Here is a 14191-nt window from a genome sequence, read left to right as displayed (position 1 = left end):
GGCTGTTGAGTGCACGGCGCGCAAGCGCCACCGCAGACCGGCTGCCCTGGCACGCCCCATGCCAGGGCAGCCGTGCAAGGGCCGCCCCGCCGCACTGGCTGCGTCCCCCTTCCCGAATAGCGCAGCAATTCGAGAGAAGTGGGAAGGCACGAAGCGCATCAGGGGGTTGCCCCTATATCTTCTGCGCCGACATGAAGGTGTCGTATCGCGCTTCGGCAAAACGAAACCACAGGATCTGGTCGCGCTGAAAGTTGCGCATGTCTCCGTAGATCCTTTTCCACTCGGGGCTTTTGGAGTCGTTGTGCGCGAAGACTTCCATCGAGGCCTTGAATGCGGCGTCCATGACACTTTGCGAGAACGGCAGCACCTTGGTCTTGGCCGCCACCAGCTGCTTGAGGGCGGTGGGGTTCAGGGCATCGTACTTGGCCAGCATGTCCGTGTGTGCGATGGCAGCGGCCGCCTCGACAATGAGTTTGTTGTCGGCCGACAGGCTGTCAAATGCCTTGCGATGGATGAAGAAGTCGATCTCCGGCCCCCCCTCCCACCAGCCGGGGTAGTAGTAGTAAGGGGCCACCTTGTTGAAACCGAGCTTCTGGTCGTCGTAGGGCCCCACCCATTCGGCCGCATCGATCGTGCCTTTTTGCAGGGCCTGGTAAATCTCGCCCCCCGGAATGCTTTGCGGAATGGCACCGAGCCGGGACATCACATCGCCCACCAGACCGCCGCCCAGGCGCATCTTCATGCCCTTGAAGTCGCTGGGGCTCTTGATCTCGCGCAAGTACCAGCCCCCCATCTGTGTGCCCGTGTTGCCGCCTGCGAAGCTGACCATGTTGAAGCCCGCATAAAACTCGTCCATGAGCTTGCGGCCATTGCCATGGAGCATCCAGGCGCTCATCTGGCGGGCGTTGAAGCCAAATGGAATGGCCGAGCCCAGCGCAAAGGCCGGGCTCTTGCCATAAAAGTAGTACGGCACGGTGTGGCACATCTCGACTGCACCGCCCTGCACAGCATCCACCACACCAAACGCCGGCATCAGCTCGCCCCCGGCGTGGACGGAGATTTCGAAGCGGCCGTTCGTCATGATTTTCACGGCCCTGGCAAACACCTCTGCGGCGCCATAGATGGTGTCCAGCGACTTGGGGAAGCTGGAAGCGAGCCGCCACCGGATGGATGCCTGCGCAAACACCGCCGGCGCCGCACCGGTGGCCAGCACCCCTGCAATACCTGCGTGTCTGATGAGAGAACGGCGATCCATAAAACTTGTCTCCAGGGGTGTTGTTGACAGGCAGGAACGCATGGTGCCATTGCGACGCCACGCAGGCCGGGGCCTGTTGCCTTTTGTCGCAATTGTAGAAGTAGGGAGGGCGGCAGCCCCTCTAGGTTTTCCCCTGCACAGCCGCCGCCACGCACAGACGCCGTGTGCCGCCACAGAGGTCACCCGCTGGAAGGGCTGGCCAAAAAGGGAGACCACGGGAACGCGAAGCAAGCGCGGCCACCCCGTACAGCGTCACAGGCAAAAACAACGCTCCCAGGCCGCCCCTTCGCCTGAGGCAGGCCGCCGCCAAAGCCGCTGGAGAGCGCGCTAAGCCTGCAGAAAACGCTGCGCTATCGCGCGCTGGATGCCTGCGGCATCCAGACCCTGCAGCGCAAGCAGTTTGGCAGGGTCGCCATGTTCGATGAACACATCCGGCAGGCCCAGTTGCAGCACCGGGCGCACGATGCCCAGGGTGTTGAGCGCTTCGGTTACGGCACTGCCCGCGCCGCCCATGATCGCGCCCTCTTCCAGCGTGACCAGCGCATCGTGGCGCTCGGCCACTTCACGCAGCAGCGCCGCGTCAATGGGCTTGGCCCAGCGCATGTTGACCACTGTGGCGTCCAGCGCCTCGGCCGCTTCGAGCGCAGGGTACAGCAGCGTGCCAAACGACAGGATCGCAATGCGTGGCGCCTTGGCGTCGGTGCCCTGGCGTTCGCGGCGGATCTCGCCCTTGCCAAAGGGCAGGCTGTCCAGCCCCGCCAGCGGCGCCACACCAGCACCGCTGCCACGCGGGTAGCGCACGGCCACGGGGTGGTCCTGCTCGAAGGCGGTGCTGAGCAACTGGCGGCATTCGCGCTCGTCGGCCGGGCAGGCCATGCTCATGTTCGGGATGCAGCGCACAAACGGGATGTCATACGCCCCGGCATGCGTCGCGCCGTCCGCCCCCACCAGGCCTGCGCGGTCCAGCGCAAACACCACGGGCAGGTTCTGCAAGGCCACGTCGTGGATCAGCTGGTCGTAGCCACGCTGCAAAAAGGTGGAGTAGATCGCCACCACGGGCTTGACGCCCTCGCAGGCCATGCCGGCAGCGAACGTGACGGCGTGCTGCTCCGCGATGCCCACGTCGTAGTAGCGGTCGGGGAAGCGTTTTTCAAACTCGACCATGCCTGAGCCCTCGCGCATGGCGGGCGTGATGCCCACCATGCGCGTGTCGTGCGCAGCCATGTCGCACAGCCACTGGCCGAACACCTGGGTGAACGTGGGCTTGGGTGGCGTGGCGGGCTTGGTCAGGCCCACGCTGGGGTCGAATTTGCCCGGGCCGTGGTAGGCCACGGGGTCGGCCTCGGCCAGCTTGTAGCCCTGGCCCTTCTTGGTGACCACGTGCAGAAACTGCGGGCCTTTCAGGCTCTTGATGTTCTCCAGCGTGGGGATCAGCGAATCAAGGTCGTGCCCATCGATGGGGCCGATGTAGTTGAAGCCGAATTTCTCGAACAGCGTGGCGGGCACCACCATGCCCTTGGCATGCTGCTCAAAGCGCTTGGCGAACTCCAGCAGCGGCGGCACGGGGCGCAGCACGGTCTTGCCCACGTTTTTGGCGGCAGCGTAAAACTGTCCGCTCATGAGCTGGGCGAGGTAGCGGTTGAGCGCGCCCACGGGCGGGCTGATGCTCATGTCGTTGTCGTTCAACACCACCAGCAAGTTGGCATCGGCCACACCGCCGTTGTTGAGCGCCTCGAACGCCATGCCGGCGCTCATGGCACCGTCACCGATGATGGCCACGGCATGGCGATTTTCGCCCTTGCGCTTGGCGGCCAGCGCCATGCCGAGGGCGGCGGAGATGCTGGTGCTCGAATGCGCGGTGCCGAACGTGTCGTACGCGCTCTCGGCCCGCTGCGGAAAGCCCGAGATCCCGCCCAACTGGCGCAGCGTGTGCATGCGGTCGCGGCGGCCCGTCAGGATCTTGTGCGGATAGGTCTGGTGGCCCACGTCCCACACCAGGCGGTCTTCGGGGGTGTTGAAGACGTGGTGCAACGCCACCGTCAGCTCCACGGTGCCCAGGTTGGAGCTCAAATGCCCGCCCGTCTGCGCGACACTTTCGATCACGAACCCGCGCAGTTCGGTGGCCAGGGCCTTGAGGTCTGCGCGCGAAAGCTTGCGCAGATCTGCCGGGTCATTGATGGTCTGCAGCAGGGGAAAGGACGTAGTTGACATTAGCTATTCTTTTTATAGCTGCCAGCGCTTTACAGTCAAGCGCTAGCGGCCAATTTTGCATTGATTTCACTGCATGGGGCATGAACAGGGTGCAGCACGGATCATCGGGCCTGGCTCAATGCGAGCGGCGCACCACCATGTCCGCCAGCGCGCCCAGCGCACGGGTGTCGGGCAGGCCGCTGTGGGCCAGGGCCGCATGCGCCTCGGCCAGCAGTTCCTGGGCGTAGGCCTGCGCCCGCGCGAGCCCCAGCAAAGACACGTAGGTGGGCTTGTCGGCTGCGGCATCCTTGCCAGCGGTCTTGCCCAGCGTGGCGGAATCGGCCACCACATCCAGAATGTCATCGACCACCTGGAACGCAAGGCCCATGGCCGCGCCGTAGTCGGACAGCGCCTGGTAGGCCGCGCCCACGGCGTGGCCACACACCGCCCCCATGAGCACACTGCCCTGCAGCAACGCGCCGGTCTTGAGGCGGTGCATCTGGCGCAACTGCGCTTCGGTCAGCGCAACCCCCACGCTGGCCAGGTCGATCGCCTGCCCGCCCGCCATGCCGGCCGAGCCCGCGGCCCGCGCCAGCAGCCTGCACAGCGTGGCCTGGGTGGCCGCGGGGATGAGGGTGTTGTCGGGCGTGAGCAGTTCAAACGCAAAGGCCTGCAGGGCGTCGCCCGCCAGCAGCGCCTGGGCCTCGCCAAACTGCACGTGCACGGTGGGCTTGCCACGACGCAGCACATCGTTGTCCATGCAGGGCATGTCGTCGTGCACCAGCGAGTAGGCGTGGATCAGCTCCACCGCACAGGCCGCGCGCAGCGCGGCATCGTCATACACCGCAGAGGCCGATGCGCCACTGCAGACCGCCTCGTAGGCTGCCAGCACCAGCAGGGGCCGCAGCCGCTTGCCGCCATCGAGCACCGCGTAGCGCATGGCGTCGCCCAGCCCGGCGGGTGCGCCATCGCCCACCCATTGCGACAGGGCCTGCTCCACGCGGGCCAGGTGGTTCTGGCTCCAGAGATTTATATCCAGGGGCTGGCTCGCAGAAGTCATTGGCACCGCGCTCATTCCTGGTTCCATGGTTGCAGTTGCCCTTCGTCCAGCACCTTGATCTGGTCCTGCACGGCATCCAGCCGCTGGCGGCAAAACGCCAGCAGCGTGGCGCCGCGCTGGTAGCCGGCCAGCATCTGGTCCAGCGGCAACTGGCCCGACTCGATGCGGGCCACGAGTTGCTCCAGCTCTTCCAGGGCTGCCTCGTAGCTGGCAGGTTCGGCGGGAGGAGCGGGGGTTGCAGGGGCCTTGGGCATGGAGGGGGCGGCAGAGCGCGGGTGAAAAACCGGTGATTTTAGGCGCACCGGTACACCATCCGTGTCAGATGCGGTCCGATCCGTGACGCCGCTCTATTTTCAGAAAGCGATGTTTTCTATTCACGTAGCAGGGGTGCGGGAATAACCCCACCGCCTATAATCCCATTCCAGTCGAGCCGGCTAGCCTCCTAGCCGGTTTCCTTTTTTCCAGATGCGCATTCCCAGGCGCACCTCCCGCACTTTCCCCCTGTGGGGAGTCTTTAGGTCAGGTCACCCATGTCTGATTTAAGTCTTCAACTGCAGCAGGCCGCAAGCCAACTACCAGTTTCAAGCTACTTTGACGATGCGCTGTTCCAGCGCGAGCTGGATTCCATCTTCCAGCGCGGGCCCCGCTACGTGGGGCACCAATTGGCAGTGCCCAATACGGGCGACTACTACGCCCTGCCCCAGGAGGGCGAGGGCCGCGCCCTGGTGCGCAACGCCCAGGGTGGCGTCGAGCTGGTCTCCAACGTCTGCCGCCACCGCCAGGCCGTCATGCTCAAGGGCAAAGGGTCGCTGAACACCCAGCAAAAGGGCAGCGCGGGCGGCAACATCGTTTGCCCCTTGCACCGCTGGACGTACAACCCCCAGGGCGAACTGCTGGGTGCACCCCACTTCGCGCACGACCCGTGCCTGAATCTCAACAACTACAAGCTGCGCGAGTGGAACGGCCTGCTGTTTGAAGACAACGGCTACGACGTGGCCGCCGACCTGGCCCAAATGGGCCCGCGCGCCGACCTCGACTTTGGCGGTTACGTGCTCGACCACGTGGAGCTGCACGAGTGCAACTACAACTGGAAGACCTTCATCGAGGTCTACCTGGAGGACTACCACGTCGGTCCCTTCCACCCCGGCCTGGGCAGCTTTGTGACCTGCGACGACCTGCGCTGGGAGTTCGGCAAGAACTACTCGGTGCAGACCGTGGGCGTGGCCAACCGCCTGGGCAAGGCCGGCAGCCCCGTGTACGAACGCTGGCACGAAGCCCTGCTGGCCTACCGCGAAGGCAAGCCGCCCAAATATGGCGCCATCTGGCTCACGCTGTACCCGCACATCATGGTGGAGTGGTACCCGCATGTGCTCACGGTGTCCACGCTGCACCCCATCAGCCCCACCAAGACGCTGAACATGGTGGAGTTCTATTACCCCGAAGAGATCGCGGCGTTCGAGCGCGAATTCGTCGAGGCACAGAAGGCCGCCTACATGGAGACCTGCATCGAGGACGACGAAATCGGCGAGCGCATGGACGCAGGCCGCAAGGCGCTGCTGGCGCGCGGCGACAACGAGGTCGGCCCCTACCAAAGCCCCATGGAAGACGGCATGCAGCACTTCCACGAGTGGTACCGTGAGGCGATGGGCTCGGACACCATCGACCCGGCCACGCCAAAACGCTGAATACGGCGGCAAAACCCCGCCAATCTGCAGGCCCGCCGTGGTCTGCTCTCATTACAATAGCTGCCAGTGCTTAAAAAATAAGCGCTGGCAGCTATTTTCATTTCTGCGCCCCACGGCGCGCTTCAAGAGATCACAACCCGATGCAAGCCCTCTGGATGGTGTTGGCCGCGTTCCTGTTTGCCAGCATGGGCGTGTGCGTCAAGATCGCATCGGACTTCTTCAACTCGGCCGAGCTGGTGTGCTACCGGGGCCTCATCGGCATGTTCATCCTGTGGCTGCTGGCGCGCTCGCAAAAGGTGCGGCTTGCCACGCAATACCCTGGCATGCACGCCTGGCGCAGCCTGGTAGGTGTGACATCGCTCGGTGCCTGGTTCTTTGCCATTGCCCACCTGCCCCTGGCCACGGCCATGACGCTCAACTACATGAGCAGCGTGTGGATCGCCGCCTTCCTGATCGGGGGCACGCTGCTGGCCTGGCGCCCCTCGCCAGCCACCCCGCGCCCTGCCCTGCAAGGCCCGCTGGTGCTGACCGTGCTGGTCGGTTTTGTGGGCGTGGTGCTGATGCTGCGCCCCAGCCTGGACCAGAACCAGGCCTTTGCCGGACTGATCGGGCTGATGTCCGGCCTGACGGCTGCATTTGCCTATATGCAGGTGGTGGCGCTGTCGCGCCTGGGCGAACCCGAATCGCGCACCGTCTTCTACTTCGCCGTAGGCTCTGCGGTGGCGGGCGGCGTGGGCATGCTGTTCACCGGCACCTCGGACTGGCCGGGCTGGCAGGCGTTGTGGCTGCTGCCCATCGGGGTTCTGGCAGCGGGCGGCCAACTGTGCATGACCAAGGCCTACGCCAGCGCCAAGACCCAGCGCGGCACGCTGGTGGTGGCCAATCTGCAGTATTCGGGCATCGTGTTTGCCGCCGTCTACAGCGTGCTGCTGTTTGGCGACAAGATTCCGCCCATCGGCTGGATCGGCATGGCACTCATCGTGGGCAGCGGCATTGTGGCCACCATCCTGCGTGCGCGGGCTGCGCCCGGGGCACCTGCCGAAGAACACTGATGGATACGAAGTGACGAGCACACCGCGTACCAAGATGGCCACAATGGAACCCCTTTCGACGCACTCCGTCACTTTGCCCATTTTCTGCCGATGACCCCCTACACCACGCTCATCTCCGCCCCCGACCTGCAAGCCCTCATCGCCAGCGGTGCGCCGCTGATGGTGTTTGACTGCAGCTTCGACCTGATGCAACCCACGGCAGGCGCGCAGCAATATGCGCAAGCCCATATTCCCGGCGCCGTGTACGCCGACCTGAACAACGACCTGAGCGCCAAGCACGGTGCACCCGGCGCCACCGGCACGCTCACGGCACAAGAGGCCGACCAGCCCGCATCCGGCGGCCGCCACCCGCTGCCCAGCCGCGAGCGTTTTGCCATGTGGCTGTCCAGCGTGGGTTTTGCCAACGGCATGCAGGCCGTGGTGTACGACCGCCAGGGCGCCAACTACTGTGGCCGCCTGTGGTGGATGCTCAAGTGGGCGGGCCATGACGCGGTGGCAGCGCTCGACGGTGGGCTGCAGGCCTGGCAGGCCAACGGGGGGGCCGTGAACAGCGGCGACGAGCCCGCACACTTCCAGTCCAACTTCCGGCTGGGCGAACCCCTGCGCCAGCTGGCCACGGCCAGCGACGTGCTCGCGCGCCTGCAGCAGCCCGGCCAGACCGTGATCGACGCCCGCGCTGGCGCCCGCTACCGGGGCGAAGTGGAGCCGCTGGACCCCGTGGCGGGCCACATTCCAGGCGCGCTCAACCGCCCCTTTGCCGAGAACATCGGCACCGACGGCCGCTTCAAGCCTGCCGCCGTGCTGCGCGCAGAGTTCGACGCCCTGCTGGCCGGCCGCAACCCCGCCACCGTGGTGCACCAGTGCGGCAGCGGCGTGAGTGCCGTGCCCAATCTGCTCGCGATGGAGGTTGCAGGCCTGGGCACGACCGCACTCTTTGCGGGCAGCTGGAGCGAGTGGTGCAGCGACCCCACGCGGCCCGTCGAAAAAGGCTGAGAGCGACCCCAAAAAACTTCAGGCGCCGTGGCTGCGTCTTGCCGCACCACGCGCACCGCCCTGCAACGCAACGCCTGGCCAAAACCGCCTCGCTGGGTTCTTTTGCGGCTCTGAACGGGGGGGGTGTCGGTCCGTATCAGGCGGCAAGGGTTGCAAAAGCGCAAAAAAGATGGTTTTGCAGGCGCTATCAAAACCATGAGCAGATCCCGCACACACGGGCCCGAGGCCGCAGCAAGCCACACCCTGTGAAATGCCGGACGGTGCCTGATCGGCTTGTAGGGCAAATTCCTACATGGCCCACCGCGAAACCAGACACGCGGCACAGCCAAACCCCGACTTAATTTCTGATTGGGGCGGTTTCACAATCCATTTCAACGGATCACGCAAAACCTGCAATCAGCAGAAAACGCAAGACCCGGTACTGGAAAAAAGGAAGCTGCCATGACCAACGAACAACTCCTCGCTGAAATCCGCGAAGCCAACCTCACCTACCTGATGTTGGCCCAGACCCTGATTCGCCAGGACAAGGCCGAAGCCGTGTTCCGCTTGGGCATGAACGAAGAGTCTGCCGATATTCTGGCATCTCTGTCGGCAGCGCAAGTGATGAAACTGGCCTCCCGCAACACGCTGCTTTGCAGCTTCCGCGTGGACGACAACCTGGTGTGGAGCTTGCTCACCAACCACTCTGCCAAGAAGGTGGGCAACGAAGCCACCAACACGCTGCACGCCAACATCCTGATGGCCAGCCGCGTGTCGGAAGTGCTCTGAAGCATCTGCCCACGGCCTTCTTCTCCCAGTCTCCACCGAAAGCCCGCCATGTCCACCAACGCCCCCGCTGCCAAAGCCCCCGCCAAGAGCGTGCTGAACGAATCCAAACAGATCGAACGCGCGGCCATGCTGATCCAGATGGGTGCCCGCATGCAAGTGCTCGAATCGGAAACCACGCTGTCGTATGAGCGCCTGATCCGGCTGTACAAGGAGATCGCGGGCAAGTCACCGTCGAAGGGCCAGTTGCCCTTCTCCACCGACTGGTTCCTGACCTGGCAAGAGAACATCCACAGCTCGCTGTTCTTGAACATCTACGAATACCTGTCCAAGGGCGTGGACCTGGATTCGGTGGAGCTGCTGACCAAGGCCTACCGCCTGTACAACGAGCAAGTGGCCACGGCCGAGATCGAACCCCTGCTGTCGTTCACCCGCGCCTGGCGCCTGGTGAAGTTCGTGGATGCCGGCATGTTGACGCGCACCAAGTGCAGCCAGTGCAGTGGCCAGTTTGTGACCGAGCTGTACGAGAACCGCCACTTCACCTGCGGCCTGTGCAACCCACCCGCCCGCGCTGGCAAGAGCAAGACAGCCGGCGCACTCATGTTGCATTGAGAAATTGGTGGGAAATAGCCTCCAGCGCTTTATTCACAAGCGCTAACAGCTATATTTTTAATAGCAAAAAAAGAAACAACCCCTCAAGGGGGCTTTCCTGCATGCTCACCGCTCAACGCCCGGCCAGCAGCGCCCGCACGTTTTCATCCATGGGCACCGCATAGTTGTGCGCCGCCACCACGGTGTTGCCCACCGGGTTCACCAGCTTGAGGCTGATGTACACCACCGACGTGGACACCGCATACGTGCCCACCACCACGGCCTGCGCGTCCTGCGCCTGGCTCACCTCGCGCACCTCGCGCGAGAGCAGCAGCTCGCCCTGGTCGCGCTGCAGCAGCAGGTTCTCGCGCAGTTTCACCTCGGTCACCTTCAGGCCCCGGTGCACCATGCGGCCCGCGATCTGCTCGGAGAAGATGCGGCCCAGCCGCGATGACTCCGTGAGCCGGTCCACACTGACCAGCGTGGCCACCAGCACGGGCTGGTTGGCGTCCAGCGGTGCGTATTGCAGCAGCGCATCGGTGGCGCGGTCGTTCAGCTCGATGAGGTTGCTGCGCGATATTCCGCCCGCCCGGTCACCGTAGTAGTAGCTGTGCATCGGGTTGGTCACGCAGCCCTGCAGCAGGCCCATTGCCACGAATGCCACCAACGAGAACGCCACAGCGGGCGCCCGGGTCGGCACCCTGTCGCAGAAGGATGGCCGGGCCGTCATGGTGCAACCACCCGCCAGGTTTTCACGGGCGTGGGCGGCGGGGGTGCGGGCGGGGGCGGTGGGGGCATCTCGGGCGCCTTGGTCTTGTAGAGCACCGAATCCTCCTGCTCGATGTAGTACACATCGGCGGTGCGCGCCAGATAGCGGTCCCCGCCCTCCAGCGACGTGGTGATCAGCACCTCGGTGCGCGTGGGGCCGCCTGCGGCCGGGCCGCTGATGGCGTACTGCGTGAGGTCGGTCACCAGGCCCAGGGCCGTGACACCGGCCAGCATCGAGCCCGCGCTCTGGTGGTACAGGTACCAGTCGCGCGCCACGCCCACGCCCAGCGCCAGGCGCGTCCAGGGCAAGGGGCCCATGCTGTTGACCCGCGCCTCGTGCTGCACCAGCTGCGTCTCGAACGTCATGGTGACCGCAGTGGGCTGGGTGGACAACGTCACGCCCTTGTCCAGCAGCCGCGTGATCAGCAGTTTGCGAAACCCGTTGTTGAAGCTCGTATCGCCCGCGGACGGCGCCACATAGATGGGGTACTCACCCGCAGGCCAGGCGCTGATCTTGCCGGCCACGCGGCTGGCCACGTCGTCGGCCAGCACATCCCAGTGGTGCACGGCGCGCGCCTTTTTCTGGTCGCTGACGGGGTAGTTGTCGGCACGCGGCACGTCCAGGGACGAGCAGCCCCCCAGCAGCAGCACGGCCGCCACGGCGGCGGTGGCAGCCGCCCAGAACGGCACCCGGGCGAGGGATCGGTGGTGTTTCATGCGCACGAGCCCCTGGTAGTGGTGGTATTGAAGGTGACGGCGAAAAGGTGCATGCGGTCCAATGGCATTGCGCCATCCTAGTGGGGGGAGGCAGCGGCCATCGGCCAATAAGCGCCGGATTTGCATCGCACTTTGGCGGCGCCCCTGCACAGCAGGGGTGGGCACCTACACAACCCCGGCAACACCTGCCGCACAATTCGCGCATGACCGCGCCCGCCGCCCCCCCGTTGCCGCCCAACTCATCCCCCGCCCCGCTCGCGGCCGAGCCCGCACCGGAGGCCGCGCCGGCAACCGGCAGCCCCGGCGCAGGCACGCAGCCCCCACCGGCGCCACCACCGTTGGCCCCCACGGCCCAGCCCGCCCCTCCCCCACCAGCCACACCCGAAACCACGGCAGCCGCCACCGGGGCCACCATTGCCCAGGCGCCCGCGCAGGCTGCCGCCGCGCCCACCCTCCACCCCGATGCGGCCGCCACCGCCTCCACCCCCGCCAGCGCATTCCTCCCCGGCCCGCTCATGCTCCACATGCCCGTGGACGTGCGCAACCTCTCGCTCGCGCTGCTGGCGCTGTTTGCCAGCGTGGCCCTGCTGCACTGGGCCAGCGCCGTGTTCATCCCCATCATGCTCAGTCTGCTGCTCACCACCGCCCTGCGGCCTGTGGTGGAAGTCTTGCGGCGCTGTTATGTGCCCCGCTGGCTGGGGGCGGGTGTGTTGCTCATCGCCATCGTGTTTGGCCTGGCCAGCGCCGCCTGGTCGCTGAGCGACGGCGCCGCGCAACTGGTGGACTCGCTGCCCGTGGCCGCCAAGAAGGTGCGCGACAGCATCAAGGCGCGCAGCGGCGCCAGCAGCCCGCTCGACACCATGCAAAAGGCCGCCACGCAGATCGAACAGGCCGCCAACGAAAACAGCGCCGCCGCCAGCCCACCCCGGCGCGGCGTGCAGCGCGTGGTGGTGGAGCGCCCGCCCTTCAACATCCGCGACTACCTGTGGAGCGGCACCATGGGGCTCATGTCCGCGCTGGGGCAGCTCACGGTGGTGGTGTTCCTTACCTACTTTGCGCTGGCATCGGGCAACCTGTTTCGCAACAAGCTGCTGCGCATCGCGGGCACTAGCCTGGAGCGGCGCAAGGTCACCATCCACGTGCTGGAAGACATCACCAACCAGATCCAGCGCTACCTGATGGTGCAGGTGTTCACCAGCGTGCTGGTGGGTGTGGCCACCGGCCTTGCCTACTGGGCCCTGGGCCTGGAGAACGCCGCCGTGTGGGGCGTGGTGGCCGGGGTGCTCAATCTCGCACCCTACATAGGCTCGGCCCTGGTCACCGGCGCATCGGCCCTGGTGGCCTTCCTGCAGTTCGGCACCCTGGACATGGCCCTGGCCATCGGCGGTGCATCCATGGTCATCCACACGCTGGTGGGCAACCTGCTCACCCCCTGGCTCACCAGCCGCACCAGCAGCATGAGCCCCGTGGCCGTGTTCGTCAGCGTGCTCGCCTGGGGCTGGCTGTGGGGCCTGTGGGGCCTGCTGCTGGGCATCCCGGTGATGATGGCCGTGAAGGCCGTGTGCGACCGGGTCGAAGACCTGAAGGCTGTGGGCGAATTGCTGGGGGATTGATGCACGGCGTCTGCCGCAAACCGGCAGATGCCTCCCCCGCCACGCTGCGGGGCGATGGGCATCTCAGCCCCACCTCACCCAACCCACCCACCCCACCCACATCACTCGCCATCACGGCGCACCTGCGTGGCCCAGGAGGTCAAGGCGGCCTCAAAGATTGTTTCCAATACTGGAACAGTTAGTTTGCGACCAGGTAGTTTTTCCGTGAACACCATCGGCGTACAGTTCATCCCATCGATGAGCCGAACCCGCAAGGCGACTCACCGAACCCGGTTCAGGAATGGTTCTTGACCCGGCTTTTTTGAGACGCTTTTTAACCTTCAAGGATTTTCATCATGAACAAGACCGCCCGTTTCCTCTCCGTCGCTGCTGTTGCCGCTTTCGCTTCTTTTGGCGCCCAGGCTGACGAAGCCGACAGCTCGCAATTCGCCCTGAAGTTCGAAACGAACCGCACCCGCGCTGAAGTGGCCGCTGAAGCCGCTACCGTGGCCCAGACGCGCAGCCAGGAACCTGCTGGTTCGCGTGTGGTGACCTACACCTCCACCGCTGACCGCGCTGCCGTGCGTGCCCAGGCTGCGGAAGCCCTGCGCACCGGCAAGATCCCTTCGGGCGAATTCAGCGCCATGTAATTGGTAGACCAACTGCTTGAGTTTGGTTGAAGCAGTTGCGGGACTTCCCATGGTGGTGGCACTTTGCATTTGCGGGTGGCGCTGCCATGAGGAGTGTTAACTGAACCGCAGGGGCGGGCAGGCAGAAAGGGCTCCCTTTGGGAGCCCTTTTTGTTGGTGTTGGAATGCCTCGAAAACTCTACAACCTGCCCCCTTGTTTTTTGGCGCTCACCATGCGCCCCTCGCTGTCGTAGCGATAGGTGGTCAGGCCGTCGCCCAGCAGGTGCGGGTGGCCGTGGCTGGTCGAGGAAATGCTGGGGAGGCTGATGGCATGGGATGTCGCCCCGGCAACGATGACGCCAAGGCCAGCAGGGAGTGGAGCCTGCTGGCCTTGGCGGGTTTGGAGCCAAATTAGCCGCTAGCGCTTGATAGACAAGCGCTACCAGCTATCAATTTAGGAGTTTTGAATAGCTGCCAACCAAACCCCGGTGGGGAGTGTTGCGCGGTTGAGGCAAAAGGCAAGACCTGACCCCGTTGCTCCCCTGCACCAAGGGTGCGGCAAGACTGCAGATATCGCATGCACAGCAAAGCTTCTCAGCCCATGTGCAGCTATTGCGCCAAACGCTCCCGCAGTCCGGAGCGTTTCCCCCCACAGCAGCCGATACGGCGCAAGCGCTGGTTTGAGCAAGTGCTGGCAGCCTGTGCACGATTGCGGGCGACACGCACTACGGGCAAAAGGAACAAACGCATGGTCAAGCGCAGAAACTCGCCCTATGCCAGCCATGACTGGGCAGCGCCCCGGCATGTGCCTATGGATTGCACGGCGGTCATGCTGCAGCCGCTGCCGGTGACGGTGCGCAAACGAGGGAAAATCTCCTAACCGAACAGTATTGA

Annotated in this window: 13 protein-coding genes; 7 read left to right on the top strand and 6 right to left on the bottom strand. The window is 65.0% G+C overall.

Annotated elements, in window-relative coordinates; translation table 11 throughout:
• Positions 1-172: 172 nt before the first annotated feature.
• The 4 genes from dctP to xseB all read right to left on the bottom strand — a co-directional run bounded on the left by dctP (position 173) and on the right by xseB (position 4759).
• Positions 173-1255 carry a TRAP transporter substrate-binding protein DctP gene (gene dctP / locus ASE52_RS08730; protein WP_010459823.1) on the bottom strand — a complete coding sequence of 361 codons (1083 nt, stop codon included), beginning with the start codon at positions 1253-1255 and terminating at the stop codon, positions 173-175.
• Positions 1256-1582: 327 nt separating this feature from the next.
• A complete protein-coding gene (gene dxs, locus ASE52_RS08725; RefSeq protein ID WP_057225458.1) occupies positions 1583-3466 on the bottom strand; it encodes a 1-deoxy-D-xylulose-5-phosphate synthase in 1884 nt (627 codons plus the stop codon).
• 115 nt (positions 3467-3581) lie between these two features.
• Complete coding sequence (locus ASE52_RS08720; protein ID WP_057225456.1) at positions 3582-4520, bottom strand: polyprenyl synthetase family protein; 939 nt, start codon at positions 4518-4520, stop codon at positions 3582-3584.
• Entirely contained in the window at positions 4517-4759 is a 243-nt protein-coding gene (gene xseB / locus ASE52_RS08715; protein ID WP_057225454.1) for an exodeoxyribonuclease VII small subunit, read from the bottom strand. The genes ASE52_RS08720 and xseB overlap by 4 nt, the downstream gene beginning before the upstream one ends.
• A gap of 276 nt (positions 4760-5035) precedes the next feature.
• Between xseB and ASE52_RS08710 the strand changes: the two genes are divergently transcribed.
• From ASE52_RS08710 to flhC, 5 genes are all read left to right on the top strand, one after another.
• Positions 5036-6190, top strand: coding sequence for an aromatic ring-hydroxylating dioxygenase subunit alpha (locus ASE52_RS08710; protein ID WP_010459831.1), 1155 nt, complete (start codon positions 5036-5038; stop codon positions 6188-6190).
• A gap of 140 nt (positions 6191-6330) precedes the next feature.
• Entirely contained in the window at positions 6331-7242 is a 912-nt protein-coding gene (locus ASE52_RS08705; protein WP_029413377.1) for a DMT family transporter, read from the top strand.
• Positions 7243-7332: 90 nt separating this feature from the next.
• On the top strand, positions 7333-8235 hold the full coding sequence (locus ASE52_RS08700; RefSeq protein ID WP_057225451.1) for a sulfurtransferase: 903 nt from the start codon (positions 7333-7335) through the stop codon (positions 8233-8235).
• 441 nt (positions 8236-8676) lie between these two features.
• Positions 8677-9003 (top strand): flagellar transcriptional regulator FlhD, encoded by a 327-nt coding sequence (gene flhD / locus ASE52_RS08695; protein WP_008902803.1) that lies wholly within the window; start codon positions 8677-8679, stop codon positions 9001-9003.
• A 48-nt stretch (positions 9004-9051) separates the two neighbouring features.
• Positions 9052-9612, top strand: a complete 561-nt coding sequence (gene flhC, locus ASE52_RS08690; RefSeq protein ID WP_010459839.1) for a flagellar transcriptional regulator FlhC — start codon at positions 9052-9054, stop codon at positions 9610-9612.
• Between the two features lie 112 nt (positions 9613-9724).
• Here flhC and ASE52_RS08685 read toward each other — a convergent pair whose 3' ends face one another.
• Positions 9725-10321, bottom strand: coding sequence for a FlgO family outer membrane protein (locus ASE52_RS08685; protein ID WP_241776961.1), 597 nt, complete (start codon positions 10319-10321; stop codon positions 9725-9727).
• Positions 10318-11076, bottom strand: a complete 759-nt coding sequence (locus ASE52_RS08680; protein WP_029413384.1) for a hypothetical protein — start codon at positions 11074-11076, stop codon at positions 10318-10320. Before ASE52_RS08680 ends, ASE52_RS08685 begins: the two co-directional genes overlap by 4 nt.
• A gap of 203 nt (positions 11077-11279) precedes the next feature.
• On the opposite strand from ASE52_RS08680, the gene ASE52_RS08675 reads away from it, so the two are divergent.
• Both ASE52_RS08675 and ASE52_RS08670 read left to right on the top strand, forming a co-directional pair.
• Positions 11280-12689 carry an AI-2E family transporter gene (locus tag ASE52_RS08675; RefSeq protein WP_057225449.1) on the top strand — a complete coding sequence of 470 codons (1410 nt, stop codon included), beginning with the start codon at positions 11280-11282 and terminating at the stop codon, positions 12687-12689.
• 335 nt (positions 12690-13024) lie between these two features.
• The gene (locus ASE52_RS08670) at positions 13025-13318 is read left to right on the top strand and encodes a hypothetical protein (RefSeq protein WP_057225447.1); all 294 of its coding nucleotides are present in this window, start codon (positions 13025-13027) and stop codon (positions 13316-13318) included.
• Positions 13319-14191: the final 873 nt, after the last annotated feature.

This window comes from Acidovorax sp. Root275 (assembly GCF_001428965.1).
Classification (GTDB): domain Bacteria; phylum Pseudomonadota; class Gammaproteobacteria; order Burkholderiales; family Burkholderiaceae_C; genus Acidovorax; species Acidovorax radicis.
This window is presented reverse-complemented; position numbering and strand designations above follow the sequence as displayed.